General features: G+C 48.9%; 24 protein-coding genes and 1 pseudogene. 11 read left to right on the forward strand and 14 right to left on the reverse strand.

Annotation, left to right across the window (positions count from 1 at the left end):
- Window positions 1–91: 91 nt before the first annotated feature.
- Entirely contained in the window at window positions 92–568 is a 477-nt protein-coding gene (locus ACKFKF_RS14980) for a GNAT family N-acetyltransferase (protein WP_446868405.1), read from the reverse strand.
- Window positions 569–693: 125 nt separating this feature from the next.
- On the opposite strand from ACKFKF_RS14980, the gene ACKFKF_RS14985 reads away from it, so the two are divergent.
- Entirely contained in the window at window positions 694–1,278 is a 585-nt protein-coding gene (locus ACKFKF_RS14985) for a TetR/AcrR family transcriptional regulator (protein WP_446868406.1), read from the forward strand.
- A 151-nt stretch (window positions 1,279–1,429) separates the two neighbouring features.
- Here ACKFKF_RS14985 and ACKFKF_RS14990 read toward each other — a convergent pair whose 3' ends face one another.
- A complete protein-coding gene (locus tag ACKFKF_RS14990) occupies window positions 1,430–1,816 on the reverse strand; it encodes a nuclear transport factor 2 family protein (RefSeq protein WP_446868407.1) in 387 nt (128 codons plus the stop codon).
- 55 nt (window positions 1,817–1,871) lie between these two features.
- Between ACKFKF_RS14990 and ACKFKF_RS14995 the strand changes: the two genes are divergently transcribed.
- A complete protein-coding gene (locus ACKFKF_RS14995) occupies window positions 1,872–2,462 on the forward strand; it encodes a TetR/AcrR family transcriptional regulator (protein WP_446868408.1) in 591 nt (196 codons plus the stop codon).
- 69 nt (window positions 2,463–2,531) lie between these two features.
- Complete coding sequence (locus ACKFKF_RS15000) at window positions 2,532–3,281, forward strand: SDR family oxidoreductase (protein WP_446868409.1); 750 nt, start codon at window positions 2,532–2,534, stop codon at window positions 3,279–3,281.
- A 221-nt stretch (window positions 3,282–3,502) separates the two neighbouring features.
- Here ACKFKF_RS15000 and ACKFKF_RS15005 read toward each other — a convergent pair whose 3' ends face one another.
- From ACKFKF_RS15005 to ACKFKF_RS15020, 4 genes are all read right to left on the reverse strand, one after another.
- Window positions 3,503–4,255 carry an SDR family NAD(P)-dependent oxidoreductase gene (locus ACKFKF_RS15005; RefSeq protein WP_446868410.1) on the reverse strand — a complete coding sequence of 251 codons (753 nt, stop codon included), beginning with the start codon at window positions 4,253–4,255 and terminating at the stop codon, window positions 3,503–3,505.
- Window positions 4,256–4,372: 117 nt separating this feature from the next.
- A complete protein-coding gene (locus ACKFKF_RS15010) occupies window positions 4,373–5,095 on the reverse strand; it encodes an SDR family oxidoreductase (protein WP_446868411.1) in 723 nt (240 codons plus the stop codon).
- Between the two features lie 23 nt (window positions 5,096–5,118).
- The gene (locus ACKFKF_RS15015; protein ID WP_446868412.1) at window positions 5,119–5,559 is read right to left on the reverse strand and encodes a DMT family transporter; all 441 of its coding nucleotides are present in this window, start codon (window positions 5,557–5,559) and stop codon (window positions 5,119–5,121) included.
- Between the two features lie 158 nt (window positions 5,560–5,717).
- On the reverse strand, window positions 5,718–6,455 hold the full coding sequence (locus tag ACKFKF_RS15020; protein ID WP_446868413.1) for an SDR family oxidoreductase: 738 nt from the start codon (window positions 6,453–6,455) through the stop codon (window positions 5,718–5,720).
- A gap of 156 nt (window positions 6,456–6,611) precedes the next feature.
- Between ACKFKF_RS15020 and ACKFKF_RS15025 the strand changes: the two genes are divergently transcribed.
- Window positions 6,612–7,535 (forward strand): LysR family transcriptional regulator, encoded by a 924-nt coding sequence (locus ACKFKF_RS15025; RefSeq protein WP_446868414.1) that lies wholly within the window; start codon window positions 6,612–6,614, stop codon window positions 7,533–7,535.
- Between the two features lie 791 nt (window positions 7,536–8,326).
- Here ACKFKF_RS15025 and ACKFKF_RS15030 read toward each other — a convergent pair.
- Window positions 8,327–8,791 carry an NmrA family NAD(P)-binding protein gene (locus ACKFKF_RS15030; protein ID WP_446868415.1) on the reverse strand — a complete coding sequence of 155 codons (465 nt, stop codon included), beginning with the start codon at window positions 8,789–8,791 and terminating at the stop codon, window positions 8,327–8,329.
- Window positions 8,745–8,927, reverse strand: a pseudogene (locus ACKFKF_RS15035) (transposase family protein); the annotation flags it as partial. The pseudogene ACKFKF_RS15035 and the gene ACKFKF_RS15030, both read right to left, overlap by 47 nt.
- Before the next feature lie 275 nt (window positions 8,928–9,202).
- Here ACKFKF_RS15035 and ACKFKF_RS15040 point away from each other — a divergent pair.
- Window positions 9,203–9,877 (forward strand): hypothetical protein, encoded by a 675-nt coding sequence (locus ACKFKF_RS15040; protein ID WP_446868416.1) that lies wholly within the window; start codon window positions 9,203–9,205, stop codon window positions 9,875–9,877.
- A 468-nt stretch (window positions 9,878–10,345) separates the two neighbouring features.
- Here ACKFKF_RS15040 and ACKFKF_RS15045 read toward each other — a convergent pair whose 3' ends face one another.
- Window positions 10,346–10,678 carry a hypothetical protein gene (locus tag ACKFKF_RS15045; RefSeq protein ID WP_446868417.1) on the reverse strand — a complete coding sequence of 111 codons (333 nt, stop codon included), beginning with the start codon at window positions 10,676–10,678 and terminating at the stop codon, window positions 10,346–10,348.
- Between the two features lie 268 nt (window positions 10,679–10,946).
- Between ACKFKF_RS15045 and ACKFKF_RS15050 the strand changes: the two genes are divergently transcribed.
- The 4 genes from ACKFKF_RS15050 to ACKFKF_RS15065 all read left to right on the forward strand — a co-directional run bounded on the left by ACKFKF_RS15050 (window position 10,947) and on the right by ACKFKF_RS15065 (window position 12,929).
- Entirely contained in the window at window positions 10,947–11,228 is a 282-nt protein-coding gene (locus tag ACKFKF_RS15050) for a hypothetical protein (RefSeq protein WP_446868418.1), read from the forward strand.
- A 75-nt stretch (window positions 11,229–11,303) separates the two neighbouring features.
- Entirely contained in the window at window positions 11,304–12,218 is a 915-nt protein-coding gene (locus ACKFKF_RS15055; RefSeq protein WP_446868419.1) for a DUF5895 domain-containing protein, read from the forward strand.
- Between the two features lie 91 nt (window positions 12,219–12,309).
- Window positions 12,310–12,555, forward strand: coding sequence for a hypothetical protein (locus ACKFKF_RS15060; protein WP_446868420.1), 246 nt, complete (start codon window positions 12,310–12,312; stop codon window positions 12,553–12,555).
- 149 nt (window positions 12,556–12,704) lie between these two features.
- The gene (locus tag ACKFKF_RS15065; protein ID WP_446868421.1) at window positions 12,705–12,929 is read left to right on the forward strand and encodes a hypothetical protein; all 225 of its coding nucleotides are present in this window, start codon (window positions 12,705–12,707) and stop codon (window positions 12,927–12,929) included.
- Window positions 12,930–13,037: 108 nt separating this feature from the next.
- Here ACKFKF_RS15065 and ACKFKF_RS15070 read toward each other — a convergent pair whose 3' ends face one another.
- Window positions 13,038–13,508 carry a hypothetical protein gene (locus tag ACKFKF_RS15070; protein ID WP_446868422.1) on the reverse strand — a complete coding sequence of 157 codons (471 nt, stop codon included), beginning with the start codon at window positions 13,506–13,508 and terminating at the stop codon, window positions 13,038–13,040.
- Window positions 13,509–13,521: 13 nt separating this feature from the next.
- A complete protein-coding gene (locus ACKFKF_RS15075; protein WP_446868423.1) occupies window positions 13,522–14,667 on the reverse strand; it encodes a ParM/StbA family protein in 1,146 nt (381 codons plus the stop codon).
- A 407-nt stretch (window positions 14,668–15,074) separates the two neighbouring features.
- Here ACKFKF_RS15075 and ACKFKF_RS15080 point away from each other — a divergent pair, with 407 nt between their 5' ends.
- The gene (locus ACKFKF_RS15080; protein WP_446868424.1) at window positions 15,075–15,482 is read left to right on the forward strand and encodes a MobC family plasmid mobilization relaxosome protein; all 408 of its coding nucleotides are present in this window, start codon (window positions 15,075–15,077) and stop codon (window positions 15,480–15,482) included.
- Window positions 15,483–15,496: 14 nt separating this feature from the next.
- Window positions 15,497–17,329 (forward strand): relaxase/mobilization nuclease domain-containing protein, encoded by a 1,833-nt coding sequence (locus tag ACKFKF_RS15085; protein WP_446868425.1) that lies wholly within the window; start codon window positions 15,497–15,499, stop codon window positions 17,327–17,329.
- Window positions 17,330–17,545: 216 nt separating this feature from the next.
- Here ACKFKF_RS15085 and darG read toward each other — a convergent pair whose 3' ends face one another.
- From darG to ACKFKF_RS15100, 3 genes are all read right to left on the reverse strand, one after another.
- On the reverse strand, window positions 17,546–18,595 hold the full coding sequence (darG, locus tag ACKFKF_RS15090) for a type II toxin-antitoxin system antitoxin DNA ADP-ribosyl glycohydrolase DarG (RefSeq protein ID WP_446868426.1): 1,050 nt from the start codon (window positions 18,593–18,595) through the stop codon (window positions 17,546–17,548).
- A gap of 21 nt (window positions 18,596–18,616) precedes the next feature.
- Entirely contained in the window at window positions 18,617–19,243 is a 627-nt protein-coding gene (gene darT / locus ACKFKF_RS15095; protein ID WP_446868427.1) for a type II toxin-antitoxin system toxin DNA ADP-ribosyl transferase DarT, read from the reverse strand.
- Window positions 19,244–19,354: 111 nt separating this feature from the next.
- On the reverse strand, window positions 19,355–20,911 hold the full coding sequence (locus ACKFKF_RS15100; RefSeq protein ID WP_446868428.1) for a toprim domain-containing protein: 1,557 nt from the start codon (window positions 20,909–20,911) through the stop codon (window positions 19,355–19,357).
- Window positions 20,912–21,007: the final 96 nt, after the last annotated feature.

Below are 21,007 nucleotides of genomic sequence, written 5' to 3' on the forward strand. Positions count from 1 at the left end.
CCCGCATGATGGGTGGTGTGGGAGGGGAGAGTTAATTGCTCTCCTCGACCCGATTAGCTGGCTGGCATTAGACGCAAACTACATAAGCTCACTACCCCTGATTGGAAAGTGCTTTGCGGAAAACAATCTTATCCGCCCCTTCTGCATAGAACTCGCGTATCCGTGCTTCCTCGTCGTAACCGCTTTTTCGGTAGAACGCCCGCACATACTCAAAATCTGATGTACCCACCGTCTCAACTAACAAGACCCGCGCACCTCGACCCACCAAAGTCTCCTCCACAAAACGTAGCAGCTTCCCACCCCGTCCTTGCTTTTGATGAGTTGGATGAACGACAATCAATTGTAGGTTCCATGTTCCACTGGTCATGCGTTCCGGTTCGCAGTAAGCTAATCCCACCAGTCCATCATCATCGTCTGTAACCCAAAAGGAGTGAGTATCGTCCTTTTCACTCAACGAATCAGTCAACATCTGACGTAACTCTTCTAGTTCATCAGGCGAGAAAAATCCGATCGAGTTGGCTAAGTTAATCAGTGCAACTGTGTCATCGGGCGTGATTGGTCGGATCATAGCGAACTCCATGTGCGTAAAAAAAGGATTATCATAACAGTTGTCACGCTTCAGGCAGCATAACAACTGTTATGATAGTAAGTCAAGATACTTGTTTGAAGTGGATCTGCAAACTAGGGAGCGCTATGAGTTATGACGATCGCCGGCTTGAAGTCGCTAATGCAGCATGGCGGGTAATTGTCCGCGAAGGATTAGACCGTACCAGTATGCGGGCGATCGCTCAGGAACTTGGCTCCTCAACCGGGGTTGTTACCCACTACTTTCGCGATAAAGAAGAACTCATCTTATTTGCTCTAGAACGAGTGTTTGAAAATACCCTAGAGGATATGAAAGCCCATGACCAAGGACGGCAAGGAATTGACAGGCTAGAACAGATGATTCTTACGGCTCTTCCTCTGGAGGTCAGAGACAAAGCCGACTGGAAAGTTTGGATGGCGTTTTTGGGCTATTCGATCGGGCGTGATCATTTAGTCCAAGAACACCAAAAACGCTATGCCTTTTTACGGCAAATTATTTCTCAGGCTTTAGCTGACTTGCAAACAGCTAATCTGATTCGAGCCGATCTTGATGTAACTCTCGAAGCTAATGCACTCATCGCCCTAGTAGATGGAATTGGCACTGGAGTTATCATCTGTCCTGAGCAATTCTCGGCAGAGCAACAACAATACCTTGTACGGCGACATATCAATTTGCTACTGGCACCATCTTGAGCACTGACAAATAAGCCTTAAACTACTGCCACCACCTGTCAATGAAGACAGCTAACGGTTGTGGTCAGCGGCTGCCGATCACCTTTGCCACATCGCCAGTGGCTCTCAACAGTCCGCTGCACCACGGCTGTTATGCAGCGATCGCCACCGATCAACTCATTGCATCCCAGATTACTTTAGTATCCGTAAATTGTCGAAATCGACAGACTTTTCTATTACAAAGATCATACACATGGGCTGCGGAAGAGCGAAACGACTTACCCGTTGAGCGATAGCGACCCGCGTAACTGCCAATAACAATGACCGTTTTCCCGGCATCTAGATACTGCTCAATGTCAAACGACCACGATTCCCAGTTGTCATCGAACGCTTTGAAAACCCCCTCGACGACTGCTTCGGCCCCTCGGTGAGTTGCTCCTCGCGGGAATCCTTCATTCTGAATCCATTCCAGATCAGGAGTGCAGATTCGTAGAAAGGCATCATAGTCCTTCTCACGGAACGCTCGATACAACTCCTGAATGATTTCAAGGTTTGTCATATGCTGTCCTCAAAAAACTTTGACCATCTGGTATGAGTAATGCTACTATACCACCATGAGCAGAGGACCTGGGAAACAATTCGATCCTGAAATTACCCTTGCAAAGGCAATGGAAGTGTTCTGGGCACGAGGATATGAGGCGGCCAGCCTCGCTGAACTGCTTGAACATATGGGAATCGGTAAAAAGAGTCTCTATGATACGTTTGGCAACAAGCGATCGCTCTTCCTCAAAGCGTTAGACCACTATGCTCAGACAGAGGTGAAGTCCATTCGAGATCAGCTTTTAGCTCCAGGTTCGCCCTTGGAAAACCTGGAGCAAGTCCTGCAACACTTGCAGCAACGACATTCGTTGCCCGGAAGTCAAGGCTGTATGTTAGGGACTAATATTGCTGATTTTGATACGGATGAGGTGGAAGTTGCATCAATTTTGCGTTACCACCTCCACGCAATGGAAGATGCCTTTTGCATTGCGATCGACCGCGCTCAAAAAGCAGGCGAGATCAACACAACTGTTAGTTCCCGCAATCTTGCGCGTCTAATGCTTTGTACAACACAAGGCATGGCATTAATTGGTCGAGTCTTGGAAGAGGAAACACTTTTACGTAGCACTGTAGAGGCAGCACTGGCACTGTTCAAAACCGTCTAATTTTTTTTGCTTCAACTTAGACTGATTAGTCTAAGTTTGTCAATCACCACTAACAAACGAGGAATCATCATGGCACGATTAACGAACAAAACAGCCATTATCACCGGCGGCACCACTGGAATTGGATTTGAAACTGCCAAACAGTTTGTGGCAGAAGGAGCGCGAGTCATCATTACTGGACAGAATGACGAGCGTTTGCAAGCTGCTGCGAAGGAACTGGGTAAAGCGGTGGTTCCAGTTCGATCTGATGTTCGCTCCCTACCTGACCTAGAATTACTGGCAGCACGGGTAAAAGCAGAATTTGGTGGACTGGACATTCTGTTTGCCAATGCTGGTATTGGGCTGTTTGCACCCCTAGATGCTACTGATGAAGCATTTTATAATGACCAGTTTGATGTCAATGTCAAAGGTGTATTCTTCACCGTGCAGAAACTGGCTGAACTCCTGAATGAACGAGCAAGCGTCATCTTAAACGCATCAGCCGTAAATGAGAAGGGTGCGCCAATGGGCAGCGTGTACTTTGCCACAAAAGCGGCGGTGCGATCGTTGGCTCGAACGTTGGCTGCCGAACTAGCATCCCGCCAGATACGGGTTAATGCGATCAGCCCTGGCTTTGTACCTACGAATTTTCAGAGCAAAATGGGACTACCACCAGAAGCACTCAACAGCTTTGGTGACTATGTGAAGCAATCTGCTCCATTAGGGCGATTCGGAAAACCGGGGGAGATTGCTGCTGGTGTCGTTTTCCTTGCTAGTGATGAGTCATCTTACATGACAGCCGCAGATCTCGTTGTTGATGGTGGATTTATGAACGTTTGAGGCTGAGCTGGACGATTATTTACTTGAAGCGCGATCGTTCTACGCCTCATAACTATCAGAGCGATCGCCGTGCCTCAGTAAATTCTAGATTGTGTCTTTGCCAAAAGCTGAAGCGGGCATAACGACCCCGTTCACCCGCCGCTAGTAACTTCTCGGACTTAACGAAGAGACCCTGGACGGTCGGTGTGCAACGGGGTTGTTAGGCAGAAATTTGGAGACTATCAAGTAAGATTTAGCCCTCCGTCTGAAATCAAAATTTCACCTGTAAGATAGTGACTTGTAACCAGCATCGAAGCCACCTGTGCGATCTCTTCTGGCTGCGCTCCTCGCCCCATTGGAGATCTCTCTTCCCACAGCTTTCGGGCTGCTGTCCAATTTTTACTCATGGGAGTTTCAACTAAGCCCGGTGCGATCGCATTCACACGAATTAAGGGGGCAAGACTCAATGCAAGCAGCTTTGTCATGTGATTTAAAGCAGCTTTACTTGCAGAATATGGAATTGAGGCTCCTTTCGGGCGAATCCCAGCATGAGAACTAATATTGAGAATACAGCTAGGACATTCACGACTGGATGATTGACGTAGCGCATCTTCAGCCTCTGCGATCAGTGTCCAAGGTGCAATGACGTTGACTTCATACAGATCTCGCCAGACCTCCGGTGTGGCTTCCTTGAGAGATGTATGTGGAATCGTTTCACTAATTCCTGCATTGTTGACCAAAACATCTAGCCGATCGTGATGCGATAAAACCTTAGCGATCAAATTACGAGACTGGCTTTGGTCGGACAGATCGGCTTGAAAATAAGATGCACCAGGATACGCTTCCGCTAATGACTGCCCAACTAACACCGAAGATTTGGAATGAAAAGCAACTGCAAATCCATCTTCGGCAAGTCGCTCTGCGATCGCCATTCCGATTCCCGATGTCGAACCAGTGACAAGTGCAACTCTCTTTTCACTTTTGTTTTTGGTCACAATCTTACGCTTTTCATTTTCCTTCAGTTTAATTCTGCCTAACGACCCCGTTCACCCGCCGCAAATAACCTCGAATACCCACAAATAACCTCTCGACGGTCGGGTTCAAGCGGCCTGCTAGGCTGCACCAAGACTGCTACCGCCATCTACAAATAAAGTTTGTCCGGTGATATACGAAGCACCTTCTGACGCAAAGAAGGCGATCGCGGCGGCAATTTCATCGGGTTTGGCAAACCGTTGCATGGGTACTTTTTGAAGAAAGCGCTGTTCTGATTCGCTGCCGATTGGGCTGTTGGCTCGAAACAATTCTGTTTCAGTCGGATCTGGCGCGATCGCATTCACGGTAATTCCAGTGGTTGCCAACTCACTTGTCCATGTGCGTGTCATGCTGATCAGTCCTGCTTTTGCAGATCCATAACTGGTGCGGAACGGCAACCCCAGAACGATTAAACTAGAGACATTGATGATGCGTCCATAGTGATATGCTCTCATGGTCGGCAAAACGGCTTGGGTGAGTTGAATTGCAGGACGAAGATTTAAGTCCAGAATCGACGCGAACTGGTCAAGCTCCACATCTTCCAGTGTTTCAGATCGACTCATACCAACGTTATTAATGAGATGGCTCACCGCATAGTGCTGAGCAATATTGTCTGCGACCTCAGCAGTGGCGTCAGTATCCGCTAAATCCACTTCTATAAACTCGCCTGGGAAGGGCTGTTCTGGTTTGCGTCGAGCAAGACCGATGACATGATGACCCATTGCGTTAAGGCGATTGGCTGTTGCGAATCCAATTCCTTTTGAGGCTCCTGTGATGACAGTTGTATAGCCTTGAGAAGACATCATTATTCTCCTATATGAGAGGTTTACTGGATAGCAAGCACCACGCCGACAATGAGTAAGAGTGCCCCCAAGCCTTTTTTTAGCGTGATTGGGTCTTGAGGAGATGCCAGCAGACCGAAATGGCTCACTAGGAGCGCCATGATGATTTGTCCTGCCACAAACAGAACGAAAAATGGTCCAGCGCCTAATCTTGGAATTAAAAACGTAGAACCAAACACTAGAAATGCACTGATAAACCCACTTAGATAGAGATAGCTGGGAACGTCTTGAAATCGGGTGACAGCACTGAAGTTACCTGTGGATGAAAAGAGAAAAAGGGTCGTGATTGTGCCCAGTAAGTAGAATGGGATATTTGCCAACAAGGCTGAACCAACGTATCGGGCAACGACTCCATTCATGGGTAAATAGATTGATGTAATCACACCCATGACAAAGGCGATGAGCCAAAATAGCAGAGATTGCATGGTCTATTACTCTTTGTGGAAGTGGATCAATTTTTGAGTATTATGGTTTCTACTTAAGACGCGATCGCTAGTACCTCGCTGAGTTCTAACCAATTGCAGTAATCTAGGTTGGATAGGCGATCGGCGTTTTGCTAGCCCATCCAACCTCGGAAAGCAAATTACTGAGGCAGCATTCCCGCAAACTGCTTCTCAACGTCTTTAAGCGGGGCTTGCAAATTAGCGAATACGTTTTGAGAAACCGGATCGGGATAAACCTCTTCCACACCCTGTTCGATCGCCTGCAGTGTCACTTTAGCCACTTCAATGGGCGCGACTTTGTCGAGGGGCACCCCTTCAGACATGGCGGTATCAACGGGTCCTGGAAACACACCAATCACCTGAGTGCCTTGCGCTGCGAGTTCGGCACGAACGCCTTGAGTCAAAGAATATAGCGCGGCTTTGGAGGCACTGTAGGAACTAAAGACGGGGACGTTCACCACCGAGGCGATGGTCAGCAGATTCACGATCGTGCCGCCACCATTACGCTTGAGAATGGGTGCAAAAGCACGCACCATAGAGAGAGTGCCGAAGTAATTGGTGTTCATTTCCCATTGAGCCGTTTCGACACTCTTAGGGGTAAATAAACCACCAGAACCTAATACACCCGCATTGTTAATTAACAGGGTGACATCCTGAGCCGCTTGGGCAGCCGCACTCACTTGATCGGGATCGGTCACATCTAACGCAATCGCAATAACGCGATCGGGGGCGATCACGACTACATCGCTCAGTGTGTCTGCATTGCGAGCAGCCACATAAACGCGACGAACACCCGCTTGTATCAATGCTTCGACATAGGCTTTGCCAATGCCCCGATTTGCACCTGTGACAAACGCAACGGATTCTTGAATGTTCATACCCATCTCCTGGCTAATCATGAAACCTTTTATAGGAGAGCCTTTGCGTTGTGTTATGTTGCTCTGCTCTCCATGTGTTTATCTTGATTGATGTGAATCTATTTGAGAAGCCAGCAGAATAGAATATGATTTATTCAAATTTAGAATAAGTGAAGTATGGATCGCCTCGACTGTATCCAAAGTTTTGTGCGAGTGGTTGAAGCCGGGAGTTTTTCTGCCGTTGCCCGTGAACTTAACACCAGCCAGCCCACAATCAGTAAGCAAATTGCTGCCCTCGAAGACTATTTGGATGTGCAACTGTTAGCCCGCTCCACCCGAAAGCTGCAATTGACGCAAGAGGGAGAACGCTTTTTTGAGCATTGCCAGGAGGTGCTGGATGTTGCGGCGGCGGCTGAAGCTAGTGTTGGGCAACGGCAAAACCCCGTTGGCACACTACGGATAAGCTGCCCTGTCGCATTTGGGCAGCATCAGATCATGCCTTACGTTAAGGATTTTTTGGATCGATATCCGGATATCAAACTAGATTTGGCTTTGAGCGATCGCTTTATTGACTTGGTTGAAGAGGGTACAGATCTCGCTATTCGGATTGGGCAGGTGAACGATCCAACGCTCATCACCCATCCCCTTGGCTTTACTTGCCGAGTCACCGTTGGTGCAACAACCTACTTCTGCAAACACTCAGAACCTCAAACTCCTGATGAATTAGTAGACCATAACTGTATCGTTTACACTCGCCTTGCCACAGGAAACGAGTGGCACTTTCAACAACCAACAGGGGGTACAGTTCAGGTCATTGCGAAAGGTAATCTGCAAACCGATAATTCTACAATCATTCGGGAAGCGGTTCTATCCGGTTTAGGAATTGCCGTTTGTCCCGTTTGGTTGTTTGGCGATTTGCTTAACTCTAACAGCCTTCGTATCGTTTTAAGAGAATATCAACCCGTTCCTTTGCCCATTCATGCTGTCTATCGACGGGGGCGATTTATCCCTGCAAAGGTGCGTTGTTTCATCGAATATCTCACGAATGAATTCAAGCTCAACCCATGGGTATCAGACTGTGGAGTCAACCAGTCAGCCTAACGTTCCGGTTGAGCGGCAGCAGATCAACTTGAACGATAGACGAAAAGACTCTCAACTGTCCGCTCCAATCGGGTTGTGTACGCCCAGCATGGGCGTGAACTAATGGGGTGAAAGTCCCCTGTCGGAGAACCAACGTCCAAATGATCACTTTTATAGATCCGAGTGACGACAACGACTAGCTTAAGGCAAGGGCGTTTCCGCGAGGAAGGGTCTGAAGGAAGCCAGCGGCAAACCTGCGAGCCGACGAACAGAAATGTCATAGAAGGCTGAGATCCCTGTGGCTTTGTGAGCACAACATCACAAAGCCTTTTGGTTCAGGGGACACAGTAAATGACACGGTTGTGCAGGGACAGTTCACGCTCTTATCTGGGGAGATCTGCTCAAGCGGCGGTCTGAGTGTCTACGGGAGTCTGATTGAGGTCTAGCTGGAAACGGTGAGGTAGCCACAGAACCCTACGGAAGCTCAGGCAGCGCGTCTGGTGGTAACGCCAGGGGTGATTGAGCAGAAGTCAGCAGATGCCATAGTAGCCAAAGGCTCATCGTAATGGGTGGGACAGGGTGTTGGGCTGAACTTCAGAGAGCAGGGAGGAGCCGTAAAGCTCGACGTGGCGATGAACCCGGATGGGGGAGCTAAACTGTCGGCGCTTAATTGCGTAACCACCCCTGGACATTGATTCTTCGGATTCAAACCGTCTAAACCTCTTTGAGGAAGCGCCCCGTGCGGAGCCGCATGCGGGGTGCTGTGGGAGCTGGAGGGGAAAACCCTCCGGCGACCCGATTATGCTGCGTATTCAGCTTTTAAGGGCAATATTCTCCCAACCGTGTGTTCGTAGGTAATGCTCCAGCGGAGTTAGCCACGGGTACTTCTGACGATATGCTTGAATATTCATCCGAGGACCGTCTCGATCGACCCATTGCGCTAGACGAACAACTTCATCACCTGCAACCTGACGTTCTTCTTCCCAACTAATTTGCACATGCTCAACCGTTCGCCCAACCACACGTCCAAACGCCGCTGCCATTTCACGAACAGTCAACGCATCACTTGCTGTATCAAACCCTTGCCAAAGCCAGCTTTGTGGATCAAGCAATGCCATCATTGCGAACGTTGCATGGTCATCTTCAGCAAGTTGGTAGACAACACTATTGCCATCACGCGGATCTGCAAGTTGTCCCTTCAAAATGCTTTCACGATAAGCCTCCAGGCTCCCGCCGTTTGCCCACAAACTCGAATTCCTCACTAAAGGGCTTGCCACATCCTCGACACTTAAATTGACGACGATTGAGTTTCAGGAACACTCGCCGTTGGCTGATGCTCAAGTCTCGTACCCGATGCCGATGATTTTGATGTAACTGATGGCTCGCTTGCCCACGACGCGGACAGGTTGCACTGGCACCCTGAGCTTCTACATCCAGAATCAGATCTCCGCCGAGATCGTGGTAGTCTTCTACGTCCATTCCGGGCAAGTTCAGAAGTTGGCTCAACAAGGGTTGCATTGCAGTTGTAAAGTAGCTCACCATACACTGGCATAACTCGCCCGATAGACCCAAATACTGACTGAAAGGGCTATAAACCCTCTGAGTAATCTACAATTTGACGATTCCCAGGCATCAGTTCCGCATTCACGAACTACAATCAAACTAATCCCCTATGTAAGGCATCAGACATGACTGTCAGTGTGTTGACCCAGGACTTTAGACAACAGCTTGAACAACAGCGAGATCGGTTGACTCATGAGCGTAGTGCGATCGTTCAATCAGCCATCGACCGAGCAACCGCAGAGATCGATCGCAGCCTCAACCACATCGAGGGATTGTTGAGCGAGTTATCCACACCGCTAACCAAGAGCAGGACTGAAGGTGAAGCGATCGAGCCAACGAATGCTCCCGATACCCAACCAACCTCACAACAACAAACAAGTCAGCGAGGCAGAAAAGCAGCCGTAAAGACTTCAGAGGCATTCCCTGAAAAAGCATCTGGTAGAAGAAAGTCAGCGCCGAAAGCAGAACCCGCCCTCGTCGCCCAGTCAAGCCGTCAGCCCAAAGCTAAGCGTGAGAAAAAAGTGTTTGAGACTCCCACGCTCAAGCGAGAATTCAAGGATCTCCCTCCGGCTAAAGCATTAGAACGAGTCATGGTGGCTTCTCCAGACCAAATCTTCACGACAGACCGAATGATTGAAGTGCTGTTCGGGTCGTTGGATGACGCAGTGCTACCCAGAACACGCCAGAGTGTGGCGCTGATGTTTTCTCATGGGCTGCGGCGACAGGACTATATCAAAGTGCAGGAAGACCCGGCTCAGTATCGACTCAATCCCGACAAAAGAACCGAGTCGGCTGCCTGATGCTCCTGTCTGGTCAGGCTGGATGAGTGAGAGAAGGACGATCGTGCCTCTTGAGTTTTCCCATCACCTTCTTACCTGGCTGGCACAAGTCATGGAGTTGCCTGAAACGATCGCTCAATTCAGTCCCTGTTCTCTCTGACTTTAGGAATCCCAGAGGTAAGTCTAAAAGTCTCGAATCACTGAACTCAGCGTTGTCGGTGACGGAGAAGTGTGAGCAAGCCAGATTGCAAGGAGAGAAATTACAGCCGGAGAGCAGAGAGATGCATGGGGGCATCACTGCTGACTGACCCAATTACCTCATGTTTGATGCTGGAGATTTTCAACCCGATTGCTCGAAGTGGTATCTGTGATCGCGCACCAGTTGCAATTCCAGCAAGCTTTGAAACTAGCGGTGACCGGCAGCGATCGCTCTGTTTCCAAAGAACTTTAGTTGAGTGACCAGCCTCGGTTACCTTTTGAAAAGAGGAACTAGTTGGAGTTTTTGTCCTCTGAAACGGATTCAGGGGGCGGTAACTGATGAACCAGTAGTTGCTTGCGACCAATTAACTCAAGTAGTTCAGAAATTCCTCGACAGTCCAATTCTTTAGCGACTGCCATTGCGCCCTCCCAGCCGGACTCAGTGACCGTCAGCGTTCGGCGTTTTTTCTCTTCATCAAAGGCTAACGGTCTTCCTTCATGAATTAAGTTTGCCAATGACTTTGGGTTGACGACTTTCGCCGTTTTTTTGCGCTTTTGAGGCATCTGGATTGCGGTTACCTTGACTCCCCTCGCCTGATGGTACACCGCTTCTACAGGTTCCACAGGATTGTAAAGAAATTTCTAAATCATCTCACATTCTATTGACTATCTACTTAACCACGTATAATATAGAAATAACAAAGGAATCGGACACCAGATGCCACAAAGTACGGGGAACCTGCTGACACCGCAGAACTGGTCATGAACGCCGCAAGGACATAACCCAGCCGTTACGAAATTGAATGATTCATCGACCCACACAGAACCAGGAGAGTGCCCTGGACTTGCAATCTCAAGCACTTTCTTGACCTCACAAGGAGTACAGTGATTTATGGCGTTTATTGATGATTGTCGCGCCGATGATCGCGACCAACGAGACGAAAAGACTCGTCAAGACGTTTACGAAACGCAATACCTGGATGGGCAAACCGATGCTGCTTTTGGACAACTGCCCCGCTACACAGATCCCGGCTATCTAGAAGGCTACGTCACCAAGCTTAAACAACTCCCGAAGGATGAGAGGGGGCGCATCATCCACTACTCGCCAACTCAGCACTTTGCTTTTGGCTGGGTAGATACTCCCAATCCCTGCTACTACAACGAAGACTTTTGACCCAATCTCGAACTATCCACGGGGCTAAGGCAATGAACTTTAGTCCCTTTTCTGATTGTTTAGGAGGATTTAACCATGACACGCAATCGTCAGCATAATTCTGTTGAGACAACACCATCTGAGTGCCCAGTCACTCTACCGGAACGATCGGTGAACGAAGCCAAGTCAGCGATCGCTGGTTTTGATGCCCCTGAGTTTGAAGGTGGATACGAAACGCTTCCTTATCTGCAAATGCTCAATCAAGCAGACCTCAATCAGGCTGGATTCTTCTTGACGTTGGAGAATGCAGAGGACGTTGGCTTTGCTGATCCAACCGAGGAGTGGACACCTCACACTACAAGGTTCTCCAGTGGTAGTACGGCTGAAGGCTATCGCAGTCTGACTGCCCGATTTTTAATTCTGCGAAGATCTCCCTTGATGATGTTTGAGAAGGAGAGCGGGAACTTCGTCGGGGTTTACAGTCAGCAGGACTACAGCCGAGAGACGATGATGTTGAAGACGCGCTACCTGATCTACCTGGTGAATCAGCAAAAGCAGCTACTTCATCAATCACCGCTATTATTCACGACAAAAACCACGTTTTGTAGCTCGTTTGGTGAAGCAAATGGAACGTTTCGTCGCGAGATGAGTAAGGCTTACGCTCAGGCAACTGGAGCCAAAAAAGCAAGGAGCGATCGTTTCTTAGCCCTTTCCATTTTTGCAGTCCAAGTTCAGCCAGAACTGAAAGGCAAAAAGGCGAAATCGTGGGTTTGCTCCGTGGCTGATTATGGAAAGCCGATCGCTCAAAATTGGCAGAACTTTTTTGTGGGGTATGACGAAACCCTCAAAGAGAAGATTCTATCGGAGTTTGAGGAGTGGGCAGACTTTGGCAACCCCGATCAAGAAACAAAACCTCCTGTCTCTGACAATAATGTTGACTACAGCGAGGATGATTACAGCGCTGACGTTGATTACAGTAGCGACCAGATTCCCTACATGCAGGAATTCTAGATTACTCTCCCATAGCTTCTCAATCTTCTTAACTTCGTCCCTTAAGCAGCCCATCTGAGGGGATGAATGCCACTTCATTGGAGATTGCATCATGAGTACCACATCTGACAATTCACATAGCATCCACGTCTTAAATCCACAGATAGCTTTGCCAGAGCTTGCTTTCTTCCAGGTAGTCAAAGTGAAACTGACGAGAGAAGTTGCTACCATAACCGGGATGAAATATGAAGCCTCAGAACAACTGCGAGGACAATGGCTTTACCAACTGGATGGACTGACCCAACTAAATGCTGTTTGGTGGAGATTTGATCAGCTACGCAGTCTTCACCGGAAGTAGTTTAAGAGTTTAAGGCGGATGCCTGTCCCTTTCAAGATGCAGAACTGTGCGATCGACAACTCAGTTTGTTTGAATCAATGCCCTGATTGAAAAGTAATTGCGAGTTTCTTCAGGGCATTCATCCTTTTGCAAAACTCAGGAGAACCCCGATGAGAAAGAAACCTTCCCAATCAAGTATTTGCGAAGTCAGCGAAATGACTCGGCTGCTGACTCATATTCAGCATTGCGCGATCGATTCTGAAGGAAGTTCCATTCGTCCAGATGAAGTTTCTGTCGTTGTTAGAATTCTTCTTCAGCGGTTGGTGTGGCAACATCCCAACTTTGAACAGATAATTCAAGAGATTTTGGATGATTTGCGTTTTGGCAATGGTTGATTGATGTTTTCTACATTGCCAATTTTCTTTAAGCTCTGATCACACTCTAATCTTTCTAGCATTGTTTTTTGTGACAAACGGGACTACCTTCAGGGGCATTGGTTCGACTTACTGAACTTGAGAATCAAAGAGATCATCACTGTCATACCACTCCCCGTCGGATGCAGAGACGGTTTCAGAAGTAGGGCTGGATGGAATCGTGGTAGTTGCTTCTGGAATCCCCGTAATTGCAACGAGCGATCGCGCTGTCTGTGACGCGGGGGCTGTGATTGCTCCCTCAGTTGGATAATCCTGCCCAACTTCAAACGTTGACTGAAGGTAAGAAATTTGCTGCTTGAGTTGGTGAATGGCATCTTGAGCGATTCGCCTCATTTGAGCATCAGAAATCGATAACTCTCCTTGCTCCCGTCGAAGCTGATACGCGATCGGCATCCAGTACGCCCGCAGCGCCCACAACAGCATTTCTTTGTGCGAGTAGGATTGATGCCGCTCATTCTTAATGCAGTCAAGTAATACGCCGTCTGGACTGTCTAATGCAACTTGAACTCTGACCCGGTAATCAAACTTTTTTGTGGACATTGAACCCTTCCTGTTAAGCGATCGTGACTCCTTCCGTCAGTCTACTCACTTTGCCGCCCAGTAGCTTAAACACCCCAAACGCATCTGAAACGCGACAGGCAAGCACCGGATCAACCGGGTAAACCAGCGATTGATTGATTTGTTCTTGTAGGTTTGCAGCCCAAGACACTTCCAGGTTGTATCCGGCAAAAAACGCTTCTAGCTCATCTTTGAGATACAAAGCCGCACCGCCAGAGACGATCGCTTCGTCAAACTCGTAAAGGTCTTGCCCCAGTGCCGATGTGATCCAGTCCAACAAGTCACGCACATAGCGGCTGCGAGCCGTCTGAATGGCTTCTCTGATTTGTTCTGCCTTGCGCCCGACTTCCGATTCGGTTACGACCATTCGAGCAATGCGATCGACGAATTTGGGATTGTCTTGAGCTTGAAAAAGATATTCCGTCAGTCGTCCGGCATCTTTGTGATCAAGATTAAGCGAGGCACGAGAAACGATCGCCTCCAAAAATTGCTCAAACCCCAACCGCGCTCCCTGTCCGCTGCGAGGTGTCCCCTGTTTGAACGGCAGCAACGACGCATCTCGCTGACCGACCATGACTACTAGAATGTTTCTGTCAGTAAATGATTTGGGCGCATCGTTGCGACGACTCTGAGCAAGTCCCGCCCCTTCTGGTTTGACTTCTAGTGTGAGCGCAGACACGGAGTAGCGCCGACCCCGAAAGTTAAATCCAGCCAGATTGCTGGTCAGCAGGTCATGAAAGGCTTTGCGATCCTGATATTCCTTGTAGGGCAGTAGAGCAGATAGGGCGATCGTAAAACTATCTGGCAAATTTACGGTTTCCGCGATCGCGCCAATGATTGCCAACGCTTTGTACGCTGCAAACTCATACTTACTCAGTCCCGTCGGTGGCTTGCCGCGCATTTGTTGAGCCTTCATTCCCAACACGTAAGTTTTGCCGTTAGCAAGTTCGAGGAAAGCATCGTTTTCGGGTCTGCCTCCAGAGAGTCCAGTGTCGAGTAAATCGCTGGGAGTAATCTCCAAAAACTCAGATCCCATCAGCAGAAGCTCTGTGTTGCCCTGCGACCATTGTTTCCAGAACACTTTGCTTTGGGAAGTTCCGGTGTCGATCGTCATAATCACGTCTGGTGGTGAAGCAGTCATGAGAGAATTCCTTATTCGTGACGATTCAGGAGGGTGCTGTTTTTCGATTAGAAACAAAGACCATCAAAGGTAGCGGATGACCCTGAGAAGTTGAGCGGCGACAGCTACAAGGTAGGAAGTAGGTAAGTGTGACCGCATTGATATGAGACTAGCGCTAACTTACCAAGATTTCAAGAGTCGAAGGTATTTAGTAGGTAGCTGACGGCATTCAAGAGTTAAGTAAAGTTAAAAAATAGGTGGTTGAAGGTAGGGAGGCGGTTCTTCCTTGTAAATTTGAAGAGGGTAGCATCGATAAACAGTGATCTTGCTGTTAGCTTTAACGATCGTTTCTCATCCACATCATCGAACGGGTGCATTCAGCGATCGAGGTTAGTAGCAAGCAGTGTTTCTGAGTCAGAATCAACCTGATGCTTGAGTTGCTTTTGCAAATGGCGAGACAGCGAAAATCCCCTACAGGTGAAGTCCGAGACAAGCACATTACGGTTTGGGTCAGCGAGTCTGAACGGGCTTATCTGGTCGATCGCTCCGGGTCTCTAAGTATGAGTGAGTATTTGCTGCAAGCAGGACTGGGACAAACCATTCCGCAGCGGCGAAGTCGTCCACGAGTGCCTGAAATTAATCGCTTGATCTATTTAGAATTAAGCAGAATCAGTAACAACCTGAATCAAATCGCCAAAGCTTGTAACATCGCCATCCAAACCAATCAGAGTTGTAAGATTGACCTCACGACGATCGCCCAATTGAACACTCAAATCAAAGAAATTCGCACAGCAGTGATGGCGATCGATCCAAGTCACGAAGACGAATCGGAATAGGAAGACACTGAATTGTGATTGGCAAAATTGTTCAAGGAAAAAGTTTTCGAGGACTCTTGAACTACCTGCACAACAAAGAGTTTGCCCAACAGATCGGCGGTAACATGGTGGGAGAAACGCCGCGTGAGCTGGCGGCAGAATTTCGAGTTGCGAGAGAATTGAATCTCAGATTAAAGAAAGCCGTTTGTCACGTTTCCCTTTCGCTACCAAAACATGAACATCTAGAAGATGACTGCTGGAATGCGATCGCTCAAGATTACATCGTCGGGATGGGCTACGAAGGGTGTCAGTATGTGGTGTATCGCCACCACGATCAAGACCATGATCACATTCACATTGGGCTGTGTCGTATTCGATTAACTGATGGCGCAACCGTCAGCGATTCTTGGGAAAAACGTCGAGCAGAAACGCTGATTTGCACTTTAGAAAAGCAATACCAGCTTGAATCGGTGCAATCGAGTTGGGAGAAAACCGAGGCGGCTCCGACCACTGGAGAAATGCGTCGATTTGAGCGAACTGGAGAACTTCCGATTCGCGTCAGACTACAAGCTCAGATTGATCAGGCGGCTGAAGGAAGTTCCTCGATCGCACAACTCATTCATCAACTAAAAGACCAAGGAATTGACATCCATCTGCGAATTAGAAGTCAGCGGATTACAGGCATCAGTTACAGGTTGGATGGCATTGCCTTCAGTGGCAGCAAATTAGGTAGAGCTTACACCTTTCCAGGACTGCAAAAGTACAAAGGACTTCGCTATGACCACCCCACAGAATTTGAGGCAACTTGCCAAGCAGCAGGCCGATCATCCCAATCTTCAGAACTCGGAATTGACGCAACCATTGTTGCAGAGTTTGAGCGACTCGCTGAAAGCTTTAAGCCAGCGATCGCAAGTCCTGGAAGAAGACCTGAGCGAGATCAAGCAATACCTGACCTACCTCCAGCAGTTGCACCGCGAACTCTCGGCAATCGATCAACATTTGGTCAACCAGGCTCACAGCCAGGAGCAGGTCAGCCGCAGTCTATCCGAAACGCATCAACAGGTGCAGCATCAAACGCAGATCGACCTCAACCAGTTAGAGCAATTGACCCGCCTCAGCCACGAGATGGGGACGATGCGCCAGGAACTCGCAGCCTTCAAGAGCGAACTGATCACCGTGAGGCAGAATCAGGGAGTGATCAGCCGATCGTGGCACGACTTCAACCAATCCTTCCTGACGCTGCAAGAGCGACTGACCAACCTGGAAGACAAGACCGGACAACGATTGGCAACACTCACCAGCCACATCGAGAAAGTGCAGCAGGCGATGCCCAATCGATCGGCGTTTCCCCTGAAGCTGTTTCTGAGCGGCGAATTAGTGACCTATCGCGGCATTCTGGGGACGTTGACCTTTTCGAGCATGTTGGTGTCGGCGATCGTCTGGATGCTGATTCAGATCCTGCCGCCTGCCAACCAGAGCCGCACTCATCAAATCGTCAACAGCAGCGAGATCCGTCTACAACGACTGGAGCAGGGGCAGCAGCAAATGATGGAGCGGTTGGGCATTCCACCGCAGAAGAAGTAAACGAGGAGCAGCAACTCTGGCAACGCTACAGCCAGGGAATTCAGGCAAGCAATACAGTCAAGCTTAATTCTCTGGTAGCGCGGAGAGCCTTTGAGGATGGGCGATCGGTTCAAGAAATAACCCAAATGCTGCACCATAGTCCTTTTGTTCGGGAGATGATGCAGAAGGGACGAAGCCCAGACAAGATTGAGGCTTACATTCATCAGACGGTTCATCAGGCTTGCCAGAAGCAACAGGAGAAAAAGCTGGTGAGGGGGAAGGAGCGATCGCTGGAGTTGAATTAGTAAATTTCTACAAAGTTGTAGCGTCATTGAGATACTGATTCAAAATCTAGAATCTAGCAACAGCACTGCTGGTGATTTGAGACAGTGCTCTCAGGTTAGCCTCAGTAAGTATCATTGCATAGTGATAAACCCCGTGTTGCAGTGCCAGAACCGTGGATCGAATTATTGCTGCTTTCGCTAGTTCCTCCTTCCAGTTTTTCATCATCGCCTTCGTGTTCACGCTGGTTCTGCGGCGAATAAACAGTTCTGCTTACGAAGATGTTGCCATGCGCTGTGGATGTGCTGAGGCTTCAGATGTCCTTGTTGGTCTAAACTCCAACCCTGAGCTTGTTTGATCGCTCCTTCAACACTCGCTGCCGCTTGCGGATCTTCGTGAGTGACCCACTGCATGATCGTCAGTAACTCCAGTCCATAAGGACTTTCAAATCCTTCTATCAAATTACTGATCCGTCTCAGAGTTGCCTGAGCATCTGGAATACTCGATAGAACGGTATGAGCAGCTACGATCGCTCCTGGCATCAATTGACTCTCTGCCCAAGGGTCGTGATCGTCGTAGCCTTGAAGGGAATGCCCTTCGAGCTGCTGTAAAACCAAGCTCAGGTTTGCTGAAAACACTCCAAACGCAGTTTTAGTGAACTGTAAGTTGAGCGGTTCGCCTGCAAGCTGAAGCAGGTAAGCCAGTTTGTGAATTTCCGAAGCGCTCAACGAGTCGCTAATTCTGCTGTATTGTTCCATTAGGCAAATCAGCAAAGCACGAGCGCGATTTAGTTCGGGAGGTGCTGTAACGATCAAGCTTAGATCTCCCTTCAGCTTCTCCTGTGGCTCAAAAATTAACACGCTCACTTCAGGCAATTCTGCAAATGCGGATTCGATCAGAGGCGCAACCCGTGTCCAGTTCAATCCACCATTGCCGCAGCCTAGAGGAGGAACCGCGATCGACCGAATCCCTAACCGCTTCACCTCTGTAATGAGTGCCTGTAGTCCGGTCTGAATATCCTCCAGGCGAGAAGGATTTTTCCAGTGGCGCTTCGTGGGGAAGTTGATAATGTAACGAGGATTAGTGAGGCAACCTGTGGGCACAATCAACATCTGTCCGGCTTTGACTTCTCCTGCTTGACAGGCTTGCTGATACTGACGAAAATTTTCTGGAAACCTCTGCTTAAATTGCAGCGCCAGACCTTTGCCCATGACACCCACACAATTAATGGTGTTCACGATCGCTTCTACGTCCGCATCTAAAAGATTTCCGTGGCTCAATTCAATCATGATGGGTGCCTCTGCCTGTCCTCAATAGTACCAATTCCGGCGGATTATGACTGCGGGTTGATGAGTGGCGGCTTGTAAAATCTCCTCAACCTGTTCTTTCACCTGAGAATTGATGACTCCGATCTCTGTGACGAGTCGCCAGGGAAAAGTCTGATGAACCAAAAATTCTGCTTGTCGGCGGCGTTTGCGATCGCCATCCTCTGGCGTGTTAAGCCAGTATTTCAAACCCATTACCTGCCAATCGACCTGATTGAGTTGGGCAAGATCATCAAAGAATTCAGTGAACGCCATGATGCCGTGCCCATCAGTAAATACGAAGGAGAGGCTTGCGCCCTGAACAGCTTCAGCCGTCGAAACCAGGTGAAGTACGGGTACTTGTCCTTCCGTATAGGTGGGCAGGTTGCCCTGATGAATCGCGTAGAGCATCGGAGAGCGGGGTGCGAAATAGAAAGGCACGTAGTCAGTGAGTGTCCCACTTGCTCCACAAGGCACGACTTTTCTGGCTCGACGTTCTTGAATCGCTGGGTAAGCGAGGTCAATATAAGAGACGTTTTGCTGTTGGAGAGACGTGTTTGCCAGTAGCACGTCGATCGCTAAAATCGAAGTCAGGTTATCAAGATGAGTGATGTGATAAATCGGGGTGGGCATTGAGATCAGCAAACAGACCGTTCAGTGAATGAAATCTAGAATGCTTATTCTTTCATAGATTTTCGCCCTCTGACCGTCACCTTCAGTCAGGAAGTTGAAGAAATTTTGTACTCATCCCATCTCAACTTCCTGGTGAGACTTTTTTGGCGGTACTGAATGTGGCGGCTCAACGAGTCGAGAGGGATTGCTTTGTTGGGGAGACGATTGAGCTTGTTTTTCCCGCTTGTGTGTTTGAAAGTCTTGCTGCATGGCAACCGAAGCTTTTTCAGATAGGGGTTCACCTTCAACAAAGGCTCTCGCAACTTCTGTGATGCGTTTCAGGTAGATGTCAGATCGCCCTAGCTCTCCCGCAACACGATGCCATTTCCACAGCGATCGCAGCGTGTCTTTGTCACCCCGCTCATAATTCCCGACACTTGCTCGTTCTGGATGATGCTCTACCATCAGTCGATCGTTCCAGTCCTTCCCTTGAGCTGGAGACATTCGCGTAATGCCAGGTAAGACTTCAGCAATCCGCCATGCCATCTTTTCTCCTGCCTTATCCGCATCGAAGGCTGCAATCACCTGCCCATCTCGGTCTAATAGTGCTTTAAGAGCAACGGTTGGGATTGCGCCAGAGCCATCGGTAGAGAGATAAATGGACACTTTTGAATCCTGAGTTGATTTCTCTTTCTCCAAAACTGCTAGAGAAATGGCATCGATCGGGGATTCGGTCAGAACGACTCGCTGCACCTCACCTTTTCCAGAACGTAGCCAAAACCAACCGTCTTCGCGAGATGAACCTGGCGCTAATCCATGAAAGGGATGGTCTCGATCGCGCGTTCCTCGAAGGCTGGCTCCTGTAGGCGTGTGGCGACACCATGCTTGATCATCTTTGTGATCGCAGTAGCGCAGAAAAACGGCGTTGCAATGATTGTCTGCGTAAATGAGTCCCTGGCTGTAAAAGCGATCGATCCAATCCGCAGGTAAGCCTCTGGTTTCTACGAGATATTGCCGCACGCTTGCCCATTGCCCTTCGGCGGGCTGCGGTAATTCTAGTAAGCGAGGTTCCTTTGAGACTGACTGGGACTGAGCGGGAATCGTTAACGACCGTCCTGAAAGCCACTGCACTGCTTCTTTAAAGTCTACTTGTCGAATGTGCATTACAAGGTCGATCGCACCTCCGCCCCCTTTATTTGTCAGCCAATCCATGAACTTTCCATCATTGATGCTAATTGTATGACCTGCATCTTTCCACTTGTTTTTGTCGCGACGATCTTTTTCTAGTCCCAAACTGGCTGCCACGGCTGCTAAATCTAAGTTTCTGACCTGATGTGCGAGTGCAGAGATTTCTACTTCGTTGGCTCGGTTGCGAGTAACTTGAGTGAGCAGTGGTTCAGCCGCGATCGCGGTTTGAGCTTCCTGCGCTATTTGAGGGACGGAAGGCGTTTGTACAATGGGTTCTTCAAGGCTTGGTGAAGTTAGTTGCTCATTCCTATCCCAGGTTGGGTCATAGCCTTGAACGTCTGCCTGATAGTCTGCCTCAACCACCGAGTAGCTTTCTAACTCGAATAAAGCCCCCGTTTGTTCAGCTATCGTTCGTTCTGGAGACTGCTGGCTGGGTTCGGTAGGAAGCGGTCGCTCCTCTACTGAAGAATCTGGAGTGAGTTCAGTTTCTTGTCGGTGCAATTTTTTATCGACAAGAATCGTATGCCCTTGCGTCTCCAGACAGGTTGCAGACTGCTGAGGATTAGATGAGTCTGGGACAATTTCGATTTCTTGTCG

It is taken from the genome of Phormidesmis sp. 146-12, assembly GCF_052939495.1.

Excerpts from the sequence above, each read along its gene's own strand:
- ACKFKF_RS14980 (WP_446868405.1), bottom strand. The coding sequence starts at position 568 with ATGATCCGACCAATCACGCCCGATGACACAGTTGCACTGATTAACTTA.
- ACKFKF_RS14985 (WP_446868406.1), top strand. The coding sequence starts at position 694 with ATGAGTTATGACGATCGCCGGCTTGAAGTCGCTAATGCAGCATGGCGG.
- ACKFKF_RS14990 (WP_446868407.1), bottom strand. The coding sequence starts at position 1,816 with ATGACAAACCTTGAAATCATTCAGGAGTTGTATCGAGCGTTCCGTGAG.
- ACKFKF_RS14995 (WP_446868408.1), top strand. The coding sequence starts at position 1,872 with ATGAGCAGAGGACCTGGGAAACAATTCGATCCTGAAATTACCCTTGCA.
- ACKFKF_RS15000 (WP_446868409.1), top strand. The coding sequence starts at position 2,532 with ATGGCACGATTAACGAACAAAACAGCCATTATCACCGGCGGCACCACT.
- ACKFKF_RS15010 (WP_446868411.1), bottom strand. The coding sequence starts at position 5,095 with ATGTCTTCTCAAGGCTATACAACTGTCATCACAGGAGCCTCAAAAGGA.
- ACKFKF_RS15015 (WP_446868412.1), bottom strand. The coding sequence starts at position 5,559 with ATGCAATCTCTGCTATTTTGGCTCATCGCCTTTGTCATGGGTGTGATT.
- ACKFKF_RS15020 (WP_446868413.1), bottom strand. The coding sequence starts at position 6,455 with ATGAACATTCAAGAATCCGTTGCGTTTGTCACAGGTGCAAATCGGGGC.
- ACKFKF_RS15025 (WP_446868414.1), top strand. The coding sequence starts at position 6,612 with ATGGATCGCCTCGACTGTATCCAAAGTTTTGTGCGAGTGGTTGAAGCC.
- ACKFKF_RS15040 (WP_446868416.1), top strand. The coding sequence starts at position 9,203 with ATGACTGTCAGTGTGTTGACCCAGGACTTTAGACAACAGCTTGAACAA.
- ACKFKF_RS15050 (WP_446868418.1), top strand. The coding sequence starts at position 10,947 with ATGGCGTTTATTGATGATTGTCGCGCCGATGATCGCGACCAACGAGAC.
- ACKFKF_RS15055 (WP_446868419.1), top strand. The coding sequence starts at position 11,304 with ATGACACGCAATCGTCAGCATAATTCTGTTGAGACAACACCATCTGAG.
- ACKFKF_RS15060 (WP_446868420.1), top strand. The coding sequence starts at position 12,310 with ATGAGTACCACATCTGACAATTCACATAGCATCCACGTCTTAAATCCA.
- ACKFKF_RS15065 (WP_446868421.1), top strand. The coding sequence starts at position 12,705 with ATGAGAAAGAAACCTTCCCAATCAAGTATTTGCGAAGTCAGCGAAATG.
- ACKFKF_RS15070 (WP_446868422.1), bottom strand. The coding sequence starts at position 13,508 with ATGTCCACAAAAAAGTTTGATTACCGGGTCAGAGTTCAAGTTGCATTA.
- ACKFKF_RS15075 (WP_446868423.1), bottom strand. The coding sequence starts at position 14,667 with ATGACTGCTTCACCACCAGACGTGATTATGACGATCGACACCGGAACT.
- ACKFKF_RS15080 (WP_446868424.1), top strand. The coding sequence starts at position 15,075 with ATGCTTGAGTTGCTTTTGCAAATGGCGAGACAGCGAAAATCCCCTACA.
- darG (WP_446868426.1), bottom strand. The coding sequence starts at position 18,595 with ATGATTGAATTGAGCCACGGAAATCTTTTAGATGCGGACGTAGAAGCG.
- darT (WP_446868427.1), bottom strand. The coding sequence starts at position 19,243 with ATGCCCACCCCGATTTATCACATCACTCATCTTGATAACCTGACTTCG.